The following is an 18,923-nucleotide window of genomic DNA, read 5'->3' on the forward strand; positions in this document are numbered from 1 at the left end:
GGCTTCCGGCAACATCGAGAGATCCGGAGAAGAAGAGTAGGGAAAACCCGAATGATTCTCTTGGGGTATCGCCAAAGCACCCGGGGGTGCAGGATAGATTCATGGAAGCCAATGCGCAGAGTCCGGCAGCAGGCAAAGCCAACTGGGAAGTGCTGCCGCTGACCGCGGATCGTTTTGCGGATTTCGCCGCAGTGGTCAATCCCGGCGGACGCGAGAAGCATTGCTGGTGCCTTTCGCATCGCCTGGGAGCCAAGGAAATTGAGCTGCTCGGTGCCGGGGACCGGGCAGCGGCGATGCGCGCCCTGAGCGCCGAACCCATTGCCCCGGGAGTGGTGGCTTACCGGGATTCGGTACCGGTGGGCTGGTGCAGTATTTCCCCGCGCTCGCAGATCCCCCGGCTGGAGCGTTCAAAGCTCATTCGCCCGGTGGATGAGCTGAAGGTGTGGAGCATTATCTGCGTGGTGGTCCGCAGCGGTTACCGCCGGCAAGGGGTGAGCACCGAAATGCTAACCGGTGCCCTGCGCTACGCCCAGGCGCTCGGCGCGCCCGCGGTGGAAGCCTACCCGGTGGATCCCGAAGGGCGCATGGATCTGACCATGGCCTTTGTGGGGACGCGGAAAATGTTTGAGCGCGTGGGATTTGAGCTGATCGGGAGCACGGATGCGGTGGCCAGTCGAATGCCGCGGCTGATCATGCGAAAAGACCTCACCGCGCATTGAGCCCCACCTGCTAGGCGGGATTGACCAGCGCCTGCAGGCCGCGCAGGCCCTCTTCATCCAGGCTGTGGTTGAAGTAGGAAGAGATGGCCGTCTTGGCCGCGTTCCCCGCGGCGGCGGGCTCGCCGGCGGCGATGGCCTCGAAGATGGCGCGGTCCAGGGCCACGACCTTTTTCATTTCACGCCGCTCATTGTCCGAATGGCTCATTTGCTCATTCATGACGTTGAGGATGGCTCCCGATACCGCCTCGCCGCAGATCCGCAGCAGCGCGTTGCCGCTGGCCTCCCAGACGGCCGCATGGAAATCCAGATCGGCCCGGTTGAAGGAATCCGATCCGGTTCCCGCTTCCACCTCCATCCGCTCGATGGCGTCGCGCATCGCGGCCAGCTGCTCGGCATTGTGCATGACCGCCGCCAATTGGCAGGCCGAGCTTTCCAGCACGATGCGGAACTGGACCAGTTCGGAAAGCGACAAGGAGGCAATCCGCGCCATATTGGCAAAGGAGCGTCCGAGATTATCCGGGGATACCGGCAGAACTATCGGGCCGCTGCGGCTGCCGGGCCGAGAGGCGATAAGCCCCTGGCTTTGCAATACGCGCAGTGCTTCGCGCACCGTTGGCCGACTCACGGAGAATTGCACCATCAGCTCGCGTTCGCTGGGTAGGTGCTGCCCGGGTTCGATTTCCTTGGAAAGAATCGCCTCTTCGATTTGCTGCACAACTCGCTCGTAGGTCAATGTCGGCACGGCCGGCGTGAAAGTCAGCTTGCTCATGTGGAGCCTTCCTTTGATTGCGAGGATGAGTGCGTTATGGACAAAGCTAGCGCAGCTGCCCCGGCCGCGCGGTCTCCACCAAATATGTCGTTTACTGGTAAGACCAGAAAACTTAGTAGAAATATCAGCATATATGGTGTTGTATGGATCACATCACTCAGTTGTCACTTTGACCCAATGGAGATCTCATGAGCGCGAAAAAGAACTACTGCCGATTGGCTGCGGCCGTCATGGTCGGTTCCCTGGCCCTGACCGCCTGCTCGGCGGGATCCGGCGGAACTTCTTCGGAAGGCTCGGCGGAGAACACCTCGGTCACGGTGGCGCTGACCGGCGAACCGGTCAACCTCGACTTCACCACTACCGCAGGCGCCGCCATCCCGCAGGCCCTGATGTCCAACGTGTATGAAGGCCTGGTCGAGATCGACCAGGCAGGCAAGATCCAGCCGCTGCTCGCCGAATCCTGGGAGCTGAGCAACGGCAACAAGACCTACACCTTCAAGCTTCGCGAGGGCGCAACCTTCTCCAACGGCGAGGCCTTCACCGCCGAAGACGTCAAGTTCAGCATCGAACGCGTCCAATCCGACGCCTGGGTCTCCAGCCTGAAGAAGAAGATGGATATCGTCGACTCGGTGGAGGTCAACAGCGACACCGAGGTCGCCGTCACCCTCAAGCAGCCAAGCAACGCCTGGCTGTTCGATATGGGAACCCTGGTCGGCGCCATCTTCGATCCGAGCGGAGTCGATGACCTGGCGGGGACCGCCATCGGCACCGGCCCCTACGAAATCGACGCATGGAATCGCGGCCAGTCCATCGAGTTCGCGACCCGCGAGGACTACTGGGGCGAAGCTCCTGCAGTGGAGAACGTCTCGCTGCGCTACTTCGCCGATGCGGTGGCCACTACCAACGCGCTGCAGTCCGGAGACGTGGATGTCGTCTACAACATGCAGTCCCCGGAGCTGCTCTCCAGCTTCGAGTCCGATGACACGTACCAGGTACTCGACGGCACTTCAAACGGTGAAATCGTGCTGTCGATGAACAACAACATGGCCCCCTTCGACGACGTGCGGGTGCGCCAGGCGGTGATGCATGCCATCGACCGCCAGGCCGTGGTGGACACCGCCTGGAACGGCTACGGCACGGTGGTCGGCGGCCCGGTCCCGACCACCGACCCGTACTACGAAGATCTCAACGACGTCTACCCCTACGATCCGGCCAAGGCCGAGTCCCTGCTGGCGGAGGCCGGCGCCCAGGACCTGGACATCACCTTCACCGTCCCGACCCGCCCCTATGCCACGGCGGTCTCCGAAATTGTCGTCTCCCAGCTGGCAGACGTGGGAATCAACGCGAAAATCGAATCGGCGGAATTCCCTGCCGTCTGGCTGGACGAGGTCTTCACCAAGCAGGACTACCAGATGTCCGTGGTGCTGGCCGTGGAAAGCCGGGACGTGCTGGCCATGTTCAACAACCCGGACTACTACCTCGGCTATGACAACTCGAAGATCAAGGACCTCGCCGCCGAGGCCGACGCCGCCGATGAAGCCGGCTACGTGGACGGGATGAAGCAGGTGGTGCGCACCATCGTCGATGACGCGGCGGCAAACACCCTGTTCATCTTCCCGAACATCGTCGTTGCCAAGGCGGAGGTCAGCGGAATCCCTGCGAACTCCGTCACCGAGGCGCTGGATCTGACCAACCTCGGCTGGAAGTAATCCGCAGCAGCGCTTCGGCAGAGAGGAACGCACTTGGGTATCCGATTACTGACTAACCTTGTGAGATTTGCTGTCACCTACGTGATTGCGACTGTCGCGGTGTTCTTCTTCATGCGCGCAATTCCCGGGGACCCGGCGCAGATCGCCTTGGGCGTGAACGCCAGCCCGGAACTGCTGGCCAAGACGCGAGCCGAGTTCGGCACCGACCGTCCGCTGATTGTGCAGTACTTCGACTGGGCGCTCGGGTTGCCGGCGGGGAACTTCGGCACCTCCTACGTCACCCGGCAGGATATCAGCCCGCTGATCATCGACCGGGTCCAGGTGAGCCTGATCCTCGTGGTGCTGGCGATGCTTGTCGCGCTGCTGATCGCCGTGCCTTTTGGCACCTATGCGGCGGTCAAGCACCGCAACCCCAGCGGCATCATCATCAGCGGGGTCAGCCAGCTTGGCGTCGCGATTCCCAACTTCCTTGCGGGCATCTTGCTGGTGGTCGTCTTCGCCGTCGGGCTCGGCTGGCTGCCGGCCAACGGCTGGACGCCGCCGGGCGAGGACTTCGGCGATTTCCTGGCCCGCGTGCTCCTGCCCGTGCTCGCCCTGGCCTCGGTGCAGGGCGCGATCCTGACCCGCTACGTCCGCTCGGCGGTGATGGAGGTGATGAGCGAAGACTACCTGCGCACCGCACGGTCCAAGGGGCTGGGCAAGCTCGAATCACTGGTCAAGCATGGCTTGCGCAATGCCTCCATCCCGGTGCTGACGGTGACCAGCGTGCAGCTGGCCGCGCTGATCATCGGCGCCGTGGTGATCGAACGGGTCTTTGTCATCCCCGGATTGGGATCGATGCTGCTGGACGCGGTAGGCAACCGCGACCTGCTCACGGTCCAGTCGGTGGTGATGGTGCTGGTGGCCATCACGCTGATCATCAACCTGGTGGTGGACGTGCTCTATACGATCCTGGATCCCCGCATTCGAAAGGGAGCGTAATGGCTGCCGAACAAGTATTAGTGGAGAAAACCCGCCGCAAGCTCTCGCTCACGCTCATCGTGGGCGGATCATTGGTGGCAGTTGTGGTGCTCGCCGCCCTCGTCTCATTCTTCTGGACCCCCTACAACCCGGTCCAGGCATTTCCCGCGGACCGCTTGCAAGGTTCCAGCGCCGCGCATCTAATGGGCACCGACCGCTACGGCCGGGATGTGTTCTCCGGGGTGCTCTACGGGGCGCGCATCACCTTGCTGGTCGGGCTGGTGGCCGTTGGCATCGCGCTGGTCATCGGCACGCCGCTGGGGATCCTCGCCGGCATGCGCGGCGGGATCACCGAAGAGGTGACCATGCGCGGCGCGGATATCCTGCTGGCCTTCCCCGCCCTGCTGGTGGCCATCATGTTCGGCGCGGTCTTCGGCGCCAGCACGCTCACCGCGATGCTCGCCATCGGCATCGGCTCGATCCCCGGGTTCGCCCGCGTGGCCCGCAGCGGAACCCTGCAGGTGATGAGCACCGAATACATCATGGCCGCCAAGGCCGCCAGCCAGAGCGGCTGGAGAATTGCCCGGCGCCACGTGATGCCCAATATCGTGGGCATGGTGGTGGTGCAGTGCTCGGTTTCCTTCGCCATCGCGGTGCTGGCCGAGGCGGCCTTGTCATTCCTCGGCTTGGGCACCCCGCCACCGGTGCCCTCCTGGGGGCGCATGCTGCAAGAATCCCAGCAGTTCCTAGGCACCTTCCCGATGCTGGCCGTCTGGCCCGGTGCCGCGATCGCCGTCGCGGTGCTCGGCTTCACCCTGCTCGGCGACGGGCTACGCGACCGCTTTGACCCGAAACTGAACGGAGAGCGCTGATGATGGCGAAGCATGCAGAGGCCGCCAAATTGCTGGAGGTCAAAAACCTGTCCATCGGCACCAAGACGCGCACCCTGGTCAGCGACTTCAACCTGAGCATGGCGCCCGGAGACCGGGTGGGCCTGATCGGGGAGTCCGGCTCGGGCAAGTCCATAACCACCTCGGCGCTGATGGGATTGCTCCCCGAAGGGGTCACCGCGCAAGGCTCAATTCACCTCGCGGGCTACGCGGGAAACCTCCTCGAGGCCAGCGACCGGGAATTGCAGAAGATCCGCGGCAAAGACATGGCCATGGTCTTCCAGGAGCCATTGACCGCGTTGAATCCATTGATGAAGGTCGGCCCGCAGGTCGCCGAGATCATGAGCAGCCATAGGACCGTGCCTTCAAAGGCCGCGGCCCGCGCGCGGGCGGTGCAGATGCTGGAATCGGTGAAGCTCCCGGACCCGGAACGTGCGGCGCGCTCCTATCCGCATCAGCTCTCCGGCGGCCAGCGCCAGCGCGCCATGCTGGCGATGGCGCTGGCCAACAACCCGGGCCTGCTGCTCTGCGACGAACCGACCACCGCCTTGGACGTCACCGTGCAACGCCAAGTGCTTGACCTGATCCTGGAATCGGTGACCGAGCGCGGCACCGGGCTGCTGTTCATCACCCACGACCTGTCGGTGGTGGCCAACGTCTGCGACCGGGTCCTGGTCATGAACGACGGACGGGTGGTGGAGGAAGGAAGCACCGAAGAGGTCTTCAGCAATCCGCAGCACCCCTACACCCGGGGACTTCTTGCCGCCTCCGATCTGGACGCCACCGACGCCCAGGGGCGTCTGTACACCGTGGCCTCGGCCGCCGCCTATGTGCCGCCGAACGTGCGGGAGGAGCCGGCCCCGGCGGAAGCTGCCCAAGTAGCGCCAGAGCCTGCCGCCCAGGAGAAGCCTGCCGAAAAACCGGTGATCAGCGTTAAGGACCTGCATCGGATCTACCCGGTGAGCCGTTCCACCCTCTTCGGCAAGCCCTCCGAGGTCCACGCCCTGCGCGGAGTGTCCTTCGAGGTGGCCGCCGGCCAGCGCTTCGGGGTAGTGGGCGAATCTGGATCGGGCAAGTCGACGCTGCTTCGCATTCTGGCGGGCCTTGACCAGCCTTCCTCCGGTAGCGTGCAGGTCGCGGGAAACCAGGTCTCCGGTGCGAAAGAACGCGATCTGCTGCAATTGCGCCAGCAGCTGCAGATCGTTTTCCAGGACCCCATGGGATCCCTGGATCCGCGGATGCGGGTCCGCGACATCATCGCCGAGCCGCTGCTCGCCCCGGGGCAAAAGGTGGACAGCGCCAAGCTGCGCAAACAGGTGGCCGAAATGCTCGGAGCCGTGGGGCTGCCGGCCGACGCGGCCGAACGCTTCCCGCACCAATTCTCCGGCGGGCAGCGCCAGCGCATTTCGATTGCCCGCGCGCTGATCTGCGAACCGCGGGTGCTCGTGGCCGACGAACCGGTCAGCGCCCTTGACGTCTCGGTTCGGGCGCAGGTGCTGAACCTGCTCTCCGACCTGGTGGATGACTACCAGCTCACCCTGGTCTTCGTCTCCCACGATTTGGGGGTGGTGCGTTATATCTGCGACAACGTGGTGGTGATGAACGAGGGGCAGATTGTCGAAAGCGGCACTACCGAGCAGATCTACGACAACCCGCAGCATGACTACACCCGGACATTGGTGAACTCCTCGATGTCCCTCCAAAACGAGCTGGCACTGCGCTAGAAGCGCTTGTGCTTTTTGAAAGGTCCAGATGTCTCAGCTATCGAACCGCACCACAGCGCTGCACCAGCTCTCCGCCCGCGAGCTCGGCCAGGGGTATGCGGCCAAGGAGTTCTCCCCGGTCGACGTCGCCCAGGCGGTGATCACCCGGATCCAAGAACGCGAACCGGTGCTGAATGCCATGTATCAGTTCGATCCGGAAGACATTCGCTCCCAGGCCCGGTTGAGTGAAAAACGCTGGGCAACCGGGCGGCAACGCGGTGCCCTGGATGGGGTGCCGGCCACGGTGAAGGAGAACGTGGCCCGCGCGGGAATTCCCATGCCTTCGGGGACCGCACTGGCCAACCCGAAGGTTCCGCGCGCCAACGCGCCGATCACCGACCGAATACTGGAAGCCGGATCGGTGATCCTCGGATCCACCACAATGCCGGATTGGGGCATGCTCTCCTCGGGAGTCTCCAGCCTGCACGGCATTTCGCGCAGCGCCTGGAATCCGGCCTGGACCACCGGCGGCTCCAGCGCCGGGGCCGGGTCGGCGGCCGCGGCCGGGTACGGTCCGCTCCATGTGGGAACGGATATTGGCGGCTCGATTCGGCTGCCCGGCGGCTGGCAGGGGCTAGCCACGCTCAAGCCGAGCGCCGGACTGATTCCGCTGGATGCCCCGTACATCGGACGGGCCGCGGGACCTATGGCGCGCACGGTGGATGACCTCGCGGCGTTCATGGCCATTCTCGGCCGGCCGGATATCCGCGATTATTCCGCGCGGCCCTATGCGCCCATGGACTTCGAAACCGCGCGGGATAACGTGCGGGGGTTGAAGGTCGGGCTGCATACCGAGGCGAACGCGGGAGCCGAGGTCGATCCCGAGGTTCTTGCGGCCGTGCAAGCGGTCGCGGAGACCTTTGCGGAAGCCGGGGCCAACGTGCAGCGGCTGGATCCGTTTATCGATCAGGGAATGCTGGACCGGCTGGACAGGTTCTGGCGCACCCGCTCCTGGGCCGACTACCGCGAGCTTTCCGAAGCAGAGCAGGGGAAGGTCCTGGACTACATCGTGCGCTGGTGCGCCGGCGGCTCCGGATTTGATGGTGCGGACACCATTCGGAACTTCGGCGCGATCGACCAGATGCAACGAGCCACGATCGCCGCAACCGCGGGCTTCGACCTGGTGATCTCCCCGGTCTCGCCGATGGCCGCCTTCCCCGCAGAGCTGCCGATGCCGGTGGCGGATCCGGATGAGACCATGAGCCATATCGCCTTCACCGTTCCATACAACATGTCTGGCCAACCTGCGGCCACGGTCAATTGCGGGTTCACCGCCAACGGGCGGCCCATCGGGGTACAGCTCTCCGGCCGGGTCGGCGCCGATGCCGACCTGCTGCGCGCGGCCCGCTGGTATGAGGGGCACCGCCCGGCGCAGGCAACGCCGAATTGGCTGGCCCTGGACTAAGCCCAGCGGGCAAGGCGGAGCCTTCCTGAGGTTGTCTCAAGGCACACTTGGGCTGCCGAAGGACGCCAAGGCCGCCAAGGCTTCGCGCTCTTCGGTGCCCAGCAGGTGCCCGTAGTATTCGAACAGGCTGCTGCGCGCCAGATGCTCCGCCAGGTGGGCATCCTGGTTCTGGATGGCCGCGAATACCTCGGCGTGATGATCGATAGTGCGCAGCATGAGCGCATGGTCATCCGAGCTTTGCTCGATGCGCGAGGCGATGAGCTGTTCAATAGACTGCCTTACGGCTTCACCGGAGATCTGCAAGAGCGCGTGGCCGCTGGCCTTGGCGACCACATCATGGAAATCGAGGTCAGCTTGGCTGAAGGCCGTTTGGCCTTGCAGGCGTGCGGCCCGCATGCGCGCCATCGCCTTTTCCAGCTGCAAGAGGTCGGCATCCGTGCGCCTGGTCGCGGCGAGCGAGTTCGCCGAGGACTCCAGGGTCATGCGGTAGATGAGCAGATCTGCGAGGCTGGAGGCGGAGGTATGGGTGAGCCTGGTGATCATTTTGCGCAGCGGCGTGGCCGTAGGGGACAGCACCACCGCTCCACGGGGATCACCCGGGCGGGAGGCGATCATGCCGCTGCTTTCAAGCACCCGCATGGCTTCGCGCACCGAGGAGCGGCTGACCTGAAATTGGCTAACCAGTTCGCGCTCGCCGGGCAGATGGTCGCCGATTTTCAGCTCGCCGGCAAGCACCTGATTTTCGATATGGCTGACAATCGCCTCGAAGGCGCGGGTTTTCACCGCGGGCGGCGCTTCGGGAGTCTGCGGCATCATGAATTCCTTTCCCGGAGAGCATTCAATGCTCAATTCGCATTGGGCCGGCTTAGTTTGGCGGGGTGAAGCGTCCGTCGATCGCGGTCCAACCACCGTCGACCGTCAGCACCGAGCCGGTGACAAAACTCGAGGCCGCCGAGGCCAGATATACGATAGCCCCGGCCATTTCCTCGGGTTTGGCCCAGCGCCCCAGTGCGCTCTTCTCGGAATAGGCGTTGTACCACTGTTCATTCGCCTTGATCTGGCTGGTCAACGGGGTCTCCACGACCCCGGGGGCAATGACGTTAACGCGCACCGACTGAGCGCCGAACTCGGCCGCGGCGGTGCGCACCAGCTGGACCAGCGCCGCCTTGGTGGCCGCGTAGACGCTCTGCCCGGGCTCGACGACCGTGGCACGGATGGAGGCGATGCCGATAATCGATCCACCCCCGTTGTCCGCCATCCGCGGTGCGAAGGCCTGGAGCAGCGCGAAGGAGGCGCGCATATTCAGATTCACCACGCGATCAAATTCCTCCATGGAGTAGTCCACGATCCGCTTGCGAACGTTGGTGGCTGCGGTGAAAACCAGCGCGCTGATGTCGCTGTATTCGGCGGCCGCCGCCCGTACTGCCTCGAAATCCAGGACATCGAGTTCCACCGCGGAAGCGTTCGCGCCGAGTTCGCTGGCGGTGACCTGGACCGCGGCCAGATCACGATCGGCGCAGATGACGGTGGCGCCATGAGCGCCGAGGGCCAGTGCGGCCTCGCGGCCAATGCCGCTGCCGGCGCCAATCACCAGGACGCGGCGGCCGGAGAACTGAAACAACTGCGTGTAATCCATCGGTAAATCTTTCTCTGCTAACGGTTGGTTACGGCCTGATAATGGCCATGCGGGTGACGGTGAATTCCTCCATGGCGAAGCGCGGACCCTCGCGGCCAATGCCGGAATCCTTGACCCCGCCATAGGGCATGATGTCTGAACGGAAGCCAGGAATTTCATTGACCACCACTCCGCCGACTTCCAGCTCCTCGATTGCCCGGAACGCGGTCTTCAGGCTGGTGCTGTAGATCGCCGCCTGCAGGCCATAGCGCGAGTCATTGACCAGTTCGAAGGCGGTGTCCAGATCCGGGACAGTGCGCAGGCAGATCACCGGCCCGAAAATTTCCTCGCACCACAGCTGCGCATCGGTGGGCACGCCGCTGAGCACCGTGGGCAGGATGGCCCCGTCGCGCACCTCGCCGCCGCTAAGCACCTGCGCGCCGCGTTCGACGGCGGCGTTGATCCAATCCATGATGCGTTCGGTGGAGGCTTCGTTGATCACCGGCGCCACCCGGGTGTCGGCCGAGCGGGGGTCGCCCACGATGACCTCACAGATGCGGGCGAGCAGTTGCCGTTCAAACTCCTTGGCGATTTTCTGATCGAGGAGCACGCGCTGCACCGAGATGCAGGCCTGCCCATTGGCGTAAAAGCCACCGCGAAGCACCGCATCCACCGCGTCCGGGATCACCGCGTCTTCGGCCACAATGAAGCCGGTGTTGGAGCCCAGTTCGAGCACCGCCTTGCGTGGTGCCGCGTTTTTGGCGATCTGGTGGCCCACCGCGGCCGAGCCGGTGAAAGAAACGACGGCCGAGCGCGGGTCGCCGACGAGTATCTCCCCGACGTCAACCCCACCGGTGACCAGCTGCACCGCCGCGGCACTGACCCGATGCTCGGCAAGCGCCTCGCGGATCAGATGGACCGCCCACAAAGTGGCCAAAGGGGTGTTGGGAGCGGGCTTGAGAATGATGGGGCAGCCGGCCGCGAGGGCCGGGGCCAGTTTGTGGCTTGCCAGCAGCAGCGGGTAGTTGAATCCGGCGATGCCAATGACAATTCCTGCCGGCTTGCGGGTCCAATAGCCAATCATTCCCGCACCGGATGGCTGAAGATCTAGGGGAACCGTTTCGCCATGGGCGTGGGCGACCTCTTCGGCCGCCGCAGCCCAGGTCGTCAGCGTCCTTGCGACCTCAACGCGGCAATCGACCAGCGGCTTGCCGGTTTCCAGTACCAGCAGATTTTCCAGCTCTTCGCGATGGGCGGCAAGTTTCTCGTGGACCGCAAGCAGAATCGCCCGTCGGATTCCGGTGCTCAGCCGCGCGACTTCCTTGGCGACTGCTTGCGCCGCATCGAGTGCTCGGCTCGCATGCTCGGCGGTGCCCACAGGTGCCTGGGCAACGAGCGATGAATCGTAAGGGAAGACGACTGGTGCGGAGCTTTCGCACGGAACCCACGCATCACCAATGGGCAAGCCATCCGGGAAGGCCTTTGAATAAGTGGACACCGTTCCTGCTTTCGCGTCGTCGATTATCAGAAGCTCTACTGGTCTGACCAGTAGATGACCAAAGCTAATCAGTGATCTACCTCGCAGTCAATGGATTTTTCCTAAAAGGCACCAACTATTGCGAAAACTGCTGAATTCATTGACATGTGGTGGTGCACCGGGAACAGTGATTCTCACCAAATAACTTCTGGATACCAAAATTGCGGGGGACCGCCGGAGTGCGAGGCGGTGATGATGACGTCCGACTGGCGGAGCAATGTCTCTCTGGCCCGGGAAACCGCGGGAGTAATCAGCGAACGCGTATTCTCCGGACGCTACCTCCCCGGACAGGTTCTTGCGCAGAGCAAATTGTCCCAGGAGCTGGGCTTGAGCCGCACTCCATTGCGGGAAGCCTTGAGCCTGCTTGAGCGCGAGGGAATCATCTGCATCGACGCTGCCGGGCGCGCAATGGTGCGGATGATGGCCGGAAGCCAACTCCTCGAGGCGCTGGTCTTTCGCGAAGCGCTCGAGTCGGCGGCGTGCAAATTGCTGTGCGGCCAGCTGCCCGAAACGGTGCTGGATGAACTTCAGCGGCTGATTCAACAAGCCCGCACCGGTGATCAACGCTCGATGTCCAGATTCCATCTGGTGCTTCTCGATGCTTCGAACAACAGCTACCTGCAAAGCTTTTCAGGCTTGGTGCGGATGACCGAAGAGGTTATCCTGCCCGGCCACGGACGGCGTGGGCAGGCACTTCAAAATTCGCTAATCGACTTAACGGAGCTTGTCCTCGCTCTACGCGAGGGTGCTAGCGGCAAGGCTCTGCAGCATCTCTCCGAGTACTTCGATAAACAACTAGCTCTCCTGGACAATCCTGAAAGGCATTCCTTATGAAAACCTACAATATTGCAGCGATTCCCGGTGATGGCATCGGTCCCGAGGTCATGGACGGGTCGTTGAAGGTATTGGCGGCGGCTCAGCAGGCGTTTGGGTTTGCGCTAGAGCTGACCAAATATGAGGCGGGGGCACAGCATTACCTGCAGACCGGAGAATTGTGGGGCCCTGAACTTGCCGAACAACTTCGCGGTCACGAGGCAATTCTTTTCGGCGCCATGGGTGACCCCGCGGTGGAACCCGGGATCCTTGAGCGCGGCTTCATCTTGGCTATGCGCCAGGAATTCGAGCAAGCTGTGAACCTGCGTCCGGTCAAGCTCTATCCGGGTGTGGCAACGCCCATTGCGGGGCTGACTCCCGAACGCTGCGATCTGGTGATCGTCCGGGAGAACACCGAGGGCGCCTACGTAGGCCAGGGGTCCACCATTCATGCAAACACCGAGCACACCGTGGCAGTGCAAGAATCGGTCAATACCCGTGCAGGCATCACCCGAGTCGTCGAATACTCATTCAAACTAGCCGCCAGCCGGCGCGGAAAACTCACCCTGTGCCACAAGAAAAATATCCTGATCGAAGCCGGCAAGCTGTGGCAGGAAGTGGTCACTCAGGTCGGTGCACGCTACCCGCAGGTCGAAGTGGACTATGTGCATGTAGACGCAATGTGCTTCCACCTGCCGGTATCCCCGGAACGATTCGACGTGGTGGTCACGGATAACCTGTTCGGCGATATCATTACCGACTTGGGCGCGGTGATCCAGGGCGGACTCGGTGTGGCAGCCAGCGCGAATCTCAACCTCGACGGATCCGCCCCAAGCATGTTCGAAGCCATCCACGGTTCGGCCCCGGACATCGCTGGCAAGGGGTGGGCTAATCCCGTCGGCGCAATTTTATCCGCCGCTATGCTGTTGGCCCATCTGGGCGAAACTCAAGCGGCACTGGCCATCGAATCCGCCGCGGTGCGCGTGCTCGGACAGCTCCCGGTGCTCGCCGGCCCGGATATGGGAATGGATACCACAGGGATCGCCGAGGCGATTGCGCTTCAGGTATCGCAGGACTTCGAGCAGGTGGGCGGCCAGTCGGTGATGAAATGTTTGGCCGAGGTGCGCTGAACGAGCTGTGCGGACCCGCGCTGTTCACCCGCCCGGAACGGGCCTGCTTGGCGATTCCCGCGCACCAAGGTGAGCCCGAACGACATGTGGCGGTAAGGATTCGTTTGCCGCTAAGTCATTGGCTGGTCAATTGCCGAGAGTAGCGTAGCCAGTCATGAGTCGGCTATTTGTAGCAATCGGGGATTCGTTCACCGAGGGTGTGGGGGACTGGGAACCTCGCCTGCCCAACGGTGTGCGTGGCTGGGCGGATCGCGTGGCCAAGCAGCTCTCCAAAGAAGATCCCGGGTGGCGCTACGCCAATCTTGCTATCCGCAGCCGCCGGCTGGACCGGATCATCGAAGAGCAGATCGAACCTGCCCTTGCCATGAACCCGGATGTCATCAGCTTCTATGCCGGTGGAAACGACATTCTGGAGTTCCGCAAGGACCTGGATGTGGTGTTGGCAAATTACACGGCCGCGGTCGAGCGGCTGGCAACCTCTGGCGCCCAAATTTTGCTTTTTACCGGCTTCGATATCCCGGTGCACCCGATGCTTGCTCCGTTTAAGCGGCGTAACTGGAAATTCAACGATCGTGTCCGGGAACTAGCACGTCAGCACGGGGATATGGTCACGTTGGTGGACTACTGGGAATGGGAGGTCTACAGCGATCGGCGCATGTGGGACGTCGACAAGCTGCATATGAACCGGGCCGGGCATCGTTACATGGCCATCAGGGTGCTAGAGATCCTAGGGGCCAATCACCAGCTTGCATTCGAAGACTTCGGCGATATCGAGCGGGTATCTCCGGTGCAGGCGGTGCGCCGCGACGTGGAGTGGCTGCGCCAGTGGGTCCTGCCAATGTTCGGTCGCAGGCTTCGTGGGGTGACCTTGGGTGATGAGCTCGAACCGAGATGGCAGCAACCGATCCGTCCGGCGGACGGCATGAAGAAGCAATACCGCAAGGAGCTGCAGAAAAGGACCAGGCAGCACTCCAGGATGCCGGATTAGCGAGATAAGCAAGCAGGGATCCCGTCGAGGCCCTCACGGACCAGCGACAGAACCCCGTCTAGCTGATTGTTGAACTAGCCGCCAGGGTTCTCCATGGCTTCTGGGCTCATCCATGCGATTTCCCAGACGTGTCCGTCGGGGTCCTTCACGGCTGCTTGGTACATTCCCGGGAACGGTTCGTCTGCCGCGCGGTAGATGCTCCCGCCGCCGGTCTGGGCATTGGCTACGAACTCGTCCACGCCCTCCCTGGTCTCAGCCGAGATGGCGTTGAGCGTCTCGCGGTGCGGTGCGCCCAGTGCGGGCACGTCTCCATCGACGAGGAAGCTGGCAAAGAATTCCTGGACCAGCACCATCACGGTGATGTTCTCGCTGATCATCCAGGAGGAAGCGTTCTCGTCAGAGAAGACCGGGTTTTTCTCGAACCCCAACGAAGCGTAGAAAGTGTCCGCTTTGGCTAGGTCAGCGGTGGGTAAATTGACGAAGATCATCCGGCTCATACTCAATACCTCGTTCGGTTGGGGGGAAGGCGCTTAATGCGCCCGGCATTTACTTTGCCCTACCAGGCCACGCGGAACAAGAGCCAAAGTATGCAAATTTTCGGGACGCAATTAGAGCCTTGATGCGAAACGGCCCCGATCCTCGTCACGAGGATCGGGGCCGTTTCCACACCGTCAACCGGGTAATGGCTGAAGGCATCCGCCGGAAGCTAGACAAGTGCCTTGGTGATTTCCAGGGGAATGCGGTCGCGGGTGTAGGTGATGTGGTCATAACCGTGTGGCTCTGGTTTGCCGTCTTCACCGATGTTCACGAACACAATCTTCTCGATGGTCAGGATGGATTCCTGCGTGAAGATGTTGCGCACCTCAGCACGCAGGGTGACCGAGGTGCGACCGAAGTCGATAGCAGTCAGGCCCATCTCGATGAGGTCGCCCTCCTTGGCGGAAGCGATGAAGTTGATCTCGGACATGAATTTGGTGACCACGTGCTTGTTGCCAAGTTGGATGATCGAGTAGATTGCCGCCTCTTCGTCGATCCAACGCAGCAAGCTTCCGCCGAACAGCGTGCCGTTTGCATTGAGGTCTTCGGGGCGAACCCATTTGCGCGTATGAAAAGTAATACCTTTAGCCATACTGAAAATGCTAGGTCAGAACGGGAGTTAACGCTGTAAGGCCGTGCACATTGTCACCGAAAACACACTTTGTTCCACGGTCAAAGCATCTGCAGCCCCACCGCGGAATCGATCAGCTGGGACCCTCGGTGCTGCGCAGCCAGTCGCACTCCGAATTGAAAGATGCCAACTGAGGTCGCTGTTGGTAGTCTCAAAACACGTAGTAGGAAACTAATGGCGCCATAGGCAAAGGCAGGTGAAGATGAACTATCCTTCGGAAGGGAATAATGAAACTATTCCTACCGACTTTGATGATGTCGAACAGCAGGTATCCACTGGTGACTTGGAGCATCAGCGCATCGACGAGCTCCTCAAAGAGGCCCATGAGCGCTATGCCGACGCAGATGACGGTCTGCTGGCCCACTACATCCCAGTTCTCGGCCAAGCCGATCCGAACCTGTTCGGCATTGCCATGTCCCACGTTCGCGGATCGGTGCATGAAGTTGGCGACTGCCGGCATCTCTTCTCCATCCAGTCAATTTCCAAGATGTTCGTCTACGCGCTGGTAGTGCAAGAGCATGGGCGCGAAGTCGTCCGCGAACGCATCGGAGTGAACAACACCGGAATGTCGTTCAACTCGGTGATGGCCGTTGAACTGAACAATGGACACCCGATGAACCCCATGGTGAACGCCGGAGCCATCGCCACCACGGAAATGATTCCCGGCAAGACCGCAGCTAAAAAGTGGGAGAACGTCAGAGAAGGGCTTTCGGCCTTCGCCGGCCGCGCGCTGTCCCTGGACGACGAGGTCTACCACTCCGAGTCGCTGGCCAACGAACGAAACAAGGCTTTGGGCCGTTTGCTCAAGAGCTACGGGCGGCTCGAGGGGGATCCCTTGGATGCCGTGGATACCTATACCAAGCAGTGCTCGCTGAATGTCACCGCCTATGATCTTGCCGTCATGGGAGCGACCCTCGCCGACGGTGGGGTTAACCCGGTGACCGGAAAACAGGTGGTGGATGCCGATGTCTGCCGTGACACCTTGGCCGCGGTGGCGTCCAATGGCCTCTACGAACGTTCGGGCGAATGGCTCTTTGAAATCGGCATACCGGCCAAATCCGGAGTTTCCGGAGGCATCGTGGCTGTAGCGCCCGGCAAAGGCGCCATCGGCGCATTTTCGCCGCCCTTGGATATGGCTGGCAACTCGGTTCGAGCGCAGCTGGCCATTGGACAGCTTTCGCGCGCCATGGGCTTGAACCTCTTTGCTTCTGCGCCGAATCTGGAACGCTGACTTTAATTATTCAACGCGATGGTAGCTCTATGTGGAGTTGTCTACTCGTCTAATAATTTTTAGACGATCGGTTCAAGACAGCCAGGCAATAGTCGGCGAATGGAGCTTGACGATAAAAGTTGCTATTTCGATATCCGCTAAATGCGCTACTCAGCACCGAATAAAACGAAAATAATTGTTCGTGATTCAGGAGGCGGCAGAAAACCTCACGAGAAATCTTCGATCTCGACCGAAGCCAAGAAGTCCTCGCGCTAAAGGCAGGTTGAATTTGCTCCTAAATACGCTTTACTGAAAGTAGGTGCCATCACAGGCACTCTTATTTTGAGGATGCGGAGCATATGAAGAAAGTAACTAAGGCGACGATAGCGGCCGTTGCCGCGGGTGCCCTATTGCTCGGCGGTGCCAGTACGGTGGCCCGCTGGCAATCACAGCAGACGGTAGACGCAGGCGTGGTTGAGACCGGCCATCTGAACCTGACCCTGGGCGCCGACGGCGTTTGGCAAGACATCAGCAACACGGAAGCGCCGGAGCCATTCGATCCTGAAACGCAGCAGCTTGTACCCGGGGATACGGTGACCTATGGCCAAACCGTCGCTATTGACGCCGAGGGCAAGAACATTGCCGGTGTCTTGAGCATTGCCGAAGCCGAGACCGTGCTGGGCGCTTTGGATGGTTACGTGACGGTGGGGCTTGAAGTTGACGCCTCGGCTGCTGGTATTACGGAAGAACCAGACGGCACGCTGAGTTTTGCCGAGCCAGGCACCTACAATGTTCCGGTGTTGATTACCGTTGCCTTTGCTGAAGGCGCCGTAGGCGACACCCCGCCATCGACCTATGACCAGCCTCTTGACTTGGGCGACCTGACCTTGACTTTGGATCAAGTCCGCTCCTAGGTAACGAACGCGGGATAGCCCCTATATGCCCAAGCCTCTGAAGTTTGCGTTGATAGCGGCCGTGCTTTTGGCGCTCGGACTGGGCGCCCAAGGTACGGTCGCTTCGTGGCGCGCAGAAAGCAGCGTGGATCCCGGAACGCTTCAGACCGGTTCCTTGATGTTGCTTGCCGGCGATGGCGAAAACGCTACGCAGCATTTCCAGTTCTTGGAGCTCGGCAGCGACAACCTTGTCCCGGGGCAATTCACGCAGGCGCCACTGGTTATCAGCAATGGCGGCACCAGCGATCTGGGCTATCGGCTGGACGGAGCGGTCAACGCGGCAACCTCACCAACTGCCGCCGATATTGCCTTGTCCGAAGCAAGCCAGCTGCGCATTCACGCCGGCATGTCTGCCTCCGCTTGCGAAGCTGGGCAGCCGCTCGCTGGCGAGCAACTCTATGCAGGTTCGCTAGGGGATGCCGCGGAGTTTGCAGCGCCCAGGGCGTTGCCAGCCGAAGGCGCTGGGGGCGAAGAAACACTATGCGTGCGAGTCTCGCTTCCTGCTGGCGCCTCCCAGGCAGCAGCCGGCGGAAAGCTGGAACTCAGGCTGGGCTTTGTCGGGCAGCAGCGATGACCGCGCAAACACGAGCGGAACTCAAAAAAGAACGTGAAACGACGGGCCTGTTGTGGTGGAGCGGGCAAGTTGCATCTTGGCTTGCCCTCTTCGTTGTGCTGGCTTTGATCGCCGTCATGATCGTAATTCCAAAACTTGGCGGTGCCACGGCCTATACCGTGTTGACAGGTTCCATGAGGCCAGAGTTCCCTCCGGGATCGTTAATCGTAGTGCGGCCTGCAGATATGGAAGAGATCCGGATTGGCGATGTGGTGACCTACCAGCTGACGTCCGGTGAGCCTGAGGTAGTTACCCACCGGGTCGCCGCCGTTAGCTCTACCTTGTCGGGTGAAACGCAATTCACGTTGCGCGGGGATGCAAACAACACCGATGACGATCCGGTAAGGCCAGAGCAGATCAGGGGCAAACTCTGGTATTCAATGCCATTGCTCGGTTTCATCAATTCGGCCATTTCCGGCCAGCAACGCACTTGGCTGACCTGGGCTGCTGCAGGGAGCCTCCTGGTCTACTCGATGATCATGTTCGCCGGAGCTTGGCGTGAGAAGCAACGAAAGGAACGGACATGACTCTTCGTCTTCACCCGGTCCTTTTGAAGGCCTCGGCCGCTGCACTCATTGCATGTCTGAGTGCAGCTCCCGTCCATGCTCGGGGTGATCAAGATATTGCCGCTGGCTTGAGCTATAGCAGTGATGGCAGGAATTTTTCACAGGCCCCACCGCC

The 18,923-nt window shown here is 61.7% G+C and carries 19 protein-coding genes; 13 read left to right on the forward strand and 6 right to left on the reverse strand.

The window, feature by feature from the left end:
- The first annotated feature begins 101 nt into the window (after window positions 1-101).
- A complete protein-coding gene (locus CIK76_RS10640) occupies window positions 102-719 on the forward strand; it encodes a GNAT family N-acetyltransferase (RefSeq protein WP_096286221.1) in 618 nt (205 codons plus the stop codon).
- Window positions 720-729: 10 nt separating this feature from the next.
- Here CIK76_RS10640 and CIK76_RS10645 read toward each other — a convergent pair whose 3' ends face one another.
- Window positions 730-1,488: a FadR/GntR family transcriptional regulator gene (locus tag CIK76_RS10645; RefSeq protein WP_096286223.1), complete on the reverse strand. Its 759-nt coding sequence runs from the start codon at window positions 1,486-1,488 to the stop codon at window positions 730-732.
- A gap of 188 nt (window positions 1,489-1,676) precedes the next feature.
- Between CIK76_RS10645 and CIK76_RS10650 the strand changes: the two genes are divergently transcribed.
- From CIK76_RS10650 to CIK76_RS10670, 5 genes are read left to right on the forward strand one after another with little or no spacing between them, the layout of a single operon-like run.
- Window positions 1,677-3,197, forward strand: a complete 1,521-nt coding sequence (locus tag CIK76_RS10650; RefSeq protein ID WP_096286225.1) for an ABC transporter substrate-binding protein — start codon at window positions 1,677-1,679, stop codon at window positions 3,195-3,197.
- Between the two features lie 33 nt (window positions 3,198-3,230).
- Window positions 3,231-4,178, forward strand: a complete 948-nt coding sequence (locus CIK76_RS10655) for an ABC transporter permease (RefSeq protein ID WP_096286227.1) — start codon at window positions 3,231-3,233, stop codon at window positions 4,176-4,178.
- A complete protein-coding gene (locus CIK76_RS10660) occupies window positions 4,178-5,029 on the forward strand; it encodes an ABC transporter permease (protein WP_096286229.1) in 852 nt (283 codons plus the stop codon). Before CIK76_RS10655 ends, CIK76_RS10660 begins: the two co-directional genes overlap by 1 nt.
- Entirely contained in the window at window positions 5,029-6,771 is a 1,743-nt protein-coding gene (locus tag CIK76_RS10665) for an ABC transporter ATP-binding protein (RefSeq protein ID WP_096286231.1), read from the forward strand. Before CIK76_RS10660 ends, CIK76_RS10665 begins: the two co-directional genes overlap by 1 nt.
- A gap of 28 nt (window positions 6,772-6,799) precedes the next feature.
- Window positions 6,800-8,215 carry an amidase gene (locus CIK76_RS10670; RefSeq protein WP_096286233.1) on the forward strand — a complete coding sequence of 472 codons (1,416 nt, stop codon included), beginning with the start codon at window positions 6,800-6,802 and terminating at the stop codon, window positions 8,213-8,215.
- Window positions 8,216-8,251: 36 nt separating this feature from the next.
- Here CIK76_RS10670 and CIK76_RS10675 read toward each other — a convergent pair whose 3' ends face one another.
- From CIK76_RS10675 to CIK76_RS10685, 3 genes are read right to left on the reverse strand one after another with little or no spacing between them, the layout of a single operon-like run.
- Entirely contained in the window at window positions 8,252-9,031 is a 780-nt protein-coding gene (locus tag CIK76_RS10675) for a FadR/GntR family transcriptional regulator (protein ID WP_217990375.1), read from the reverse strand.
- A 49-nt stretch (window positions 9,032-9,080) separates the two neighbouring features.
- Complete coding sequence (locus CIK76_RS10680; RefSeq protein ID WP_096286237.1) at window positions 9,081-9,851, reverse strand: SDR family oxidoreductase; 771 nt, start codon at window positions 9,849-9,851, stop codon at window positions 9,081-9,083.
- Between the two features lie 28 nt (window positions 9,852-9,879).
- Window positions 9,880-11,328, reverse strand: a complete 1,449-nt coding sequence (locus CIK76_RS10685) for an aldehyde dehydrogenase family protein (protein ID WP_096286239.1) — start codon at window positions 11,326-11,328, stop codon at window positions 9,880-9,882.
- A 231-nt stretch (window positions 11,329-11,559) separates the two neighbouring features.
- Here CIK76_RS10685 and CIK76_RS10690 point away from each other — a divergent pair, with 231 nt between their 5' ends.
- The 3 genes from CIK76_RS10690 (at window position 11,560) to CIK76_RS10700 (ending at window position 14,298) form a co-directional block, all read left to right on the forward strand.
- Complete coding sequence (locus CIK76_RS10690; protein WP_217990376.1) at window positions 11,560-12,201, forward strand: GntR family transcriptional regulator; 642 nt, start codon at window positions 11,560-11,562, stop codon at window positions 12,199-12,201.
- Window positions 12,198-13,310, forward strand: a complete 1,113-nt coding sequence (locus tag CIK76_RS10695) for a 3-isopropylmalate dehydrogenase (protein ID WP_096286243.1) — start codon at window positions 12,198-12,200, stop codon at window positions 13,308-13,310. Before CIK76_RS10690 ends, CIK76_RS10695 begins: the two co-directional genes overlap by 4 nt.
- Before the next feature lie 154 nt (window positions 13,311-13,464).
- Window positions 13,465-14,298 (forward strand): SGNH/GDSL hydrolase family protein, encoded by an 834-nt coding sequence (locus CIK76_RS10700; protein ID WP_096286245.1) that lies wholly within the window; start codon window positions 13,465-13,467, stop codon window positions 14,296-14,298.
- Between the two features lie 74 nt (window positions 14,299-14,372).
- Here CIK76_RS10700 and CIK76_RS10705 read toward each other — a convergent pair whose 3' ends face one another.
- Both CIK76_RS10705 and CIK76_RS10710 read right to left on the reverse strand, forming a co-directional pair.
- A complete protein-coding gene (locus CIK76_RS10705) occupies window positions 14,373-14,795 on the reverse strand; it encodes a VOC family protein (RefSeq protein ID WP_096286247.1) in 423 nt (140 codons plus the stop codon).
- Between the two features lie 209 nt (window positions 14,796-15,004).
- Complete coding sequence (locus CIK76_RS10710) at window positions 15,005-15,427, reverse strand: hotdog domain-containing protein (RefSeq protein ID WP_096286249.1); 423 nt, start codon at window positions 15,425-15,427, stop codon at window positions 15,005-15,007.
- A 241-nt stretch (window positions 15,428-15,668) separates the two neighbouring features.
- Between CIK76_RS10710 and glsA the strand changes: the two genes are divergently transcribed.
- The 4 genes from glsA to CIK76_RS10730 all read left to right on the forward strand — a co-directional run bounded on the left by glsA (window position 15,669) and on the right by CIK76_RS10730 (window position 18,769).
- Entirely contained in the window at window positions 15,669-16,697 is a 1,029-nt protein-coding gene (glsA, locus tag CIK76_RS10715) for a glutaminase A (RefSeq protein WP_096286251.1), read from the forward strand.
- A 338-nt stretch (window positions 16,698-17,035) separates the two neighbouring features.
- Window positions 17,036-17,590 carry an alternate-type signal peptide domain-containing protein gene (locus tag CIK76_RS10720; RefSeq protein WP_096286253.1) on the forward strand — a complete coding sequence of 185 codons (555 nt, stop codon included), beginning with the start codon at window positions 17,036-17,038 and terminating at the stop codon, window positions 17,588-17,590.
- A 25-nt stretch (window positions 17,591-17,615) separates the two neighbouring features.
- On the forward strand, window positions 17,616-18,203 hold the full coding sequence (locus tag CIK76_RS10725; protein WP_096286255.1) for a SipW-dependent-type signal peptide-containing protein: 588 nt from the start codon (window positions 17,616-17,618) through the stop codon (window positions 18,201-18,203).
- On the forward strand, window positions 18,200-18,769 hold the full coding sequence (locus tag CIK76_RS10730; protein WP_176484172.1) for a signal peptidase I: 570 nt from the start codon (window positions 18,200-18,202) through the stop codon (window positions 18,767-18,769). The genes CIK76_RS10725 and CIK76_RS10730 overlap by 4 nt, the downstream gene beginning before the upstream one ends.
- Window positions 18,770-18,923 lie beyond the last annotated feature (154 nt).

It is taken from the genome of Glutamicibacter sp. BW80 (assembly GCF_002332385.1).
GTDB lineage: Bacteria > Actinomycetota > Actinomycetes > Actinomycetales > Micrococcaceae > Glutamicibacter.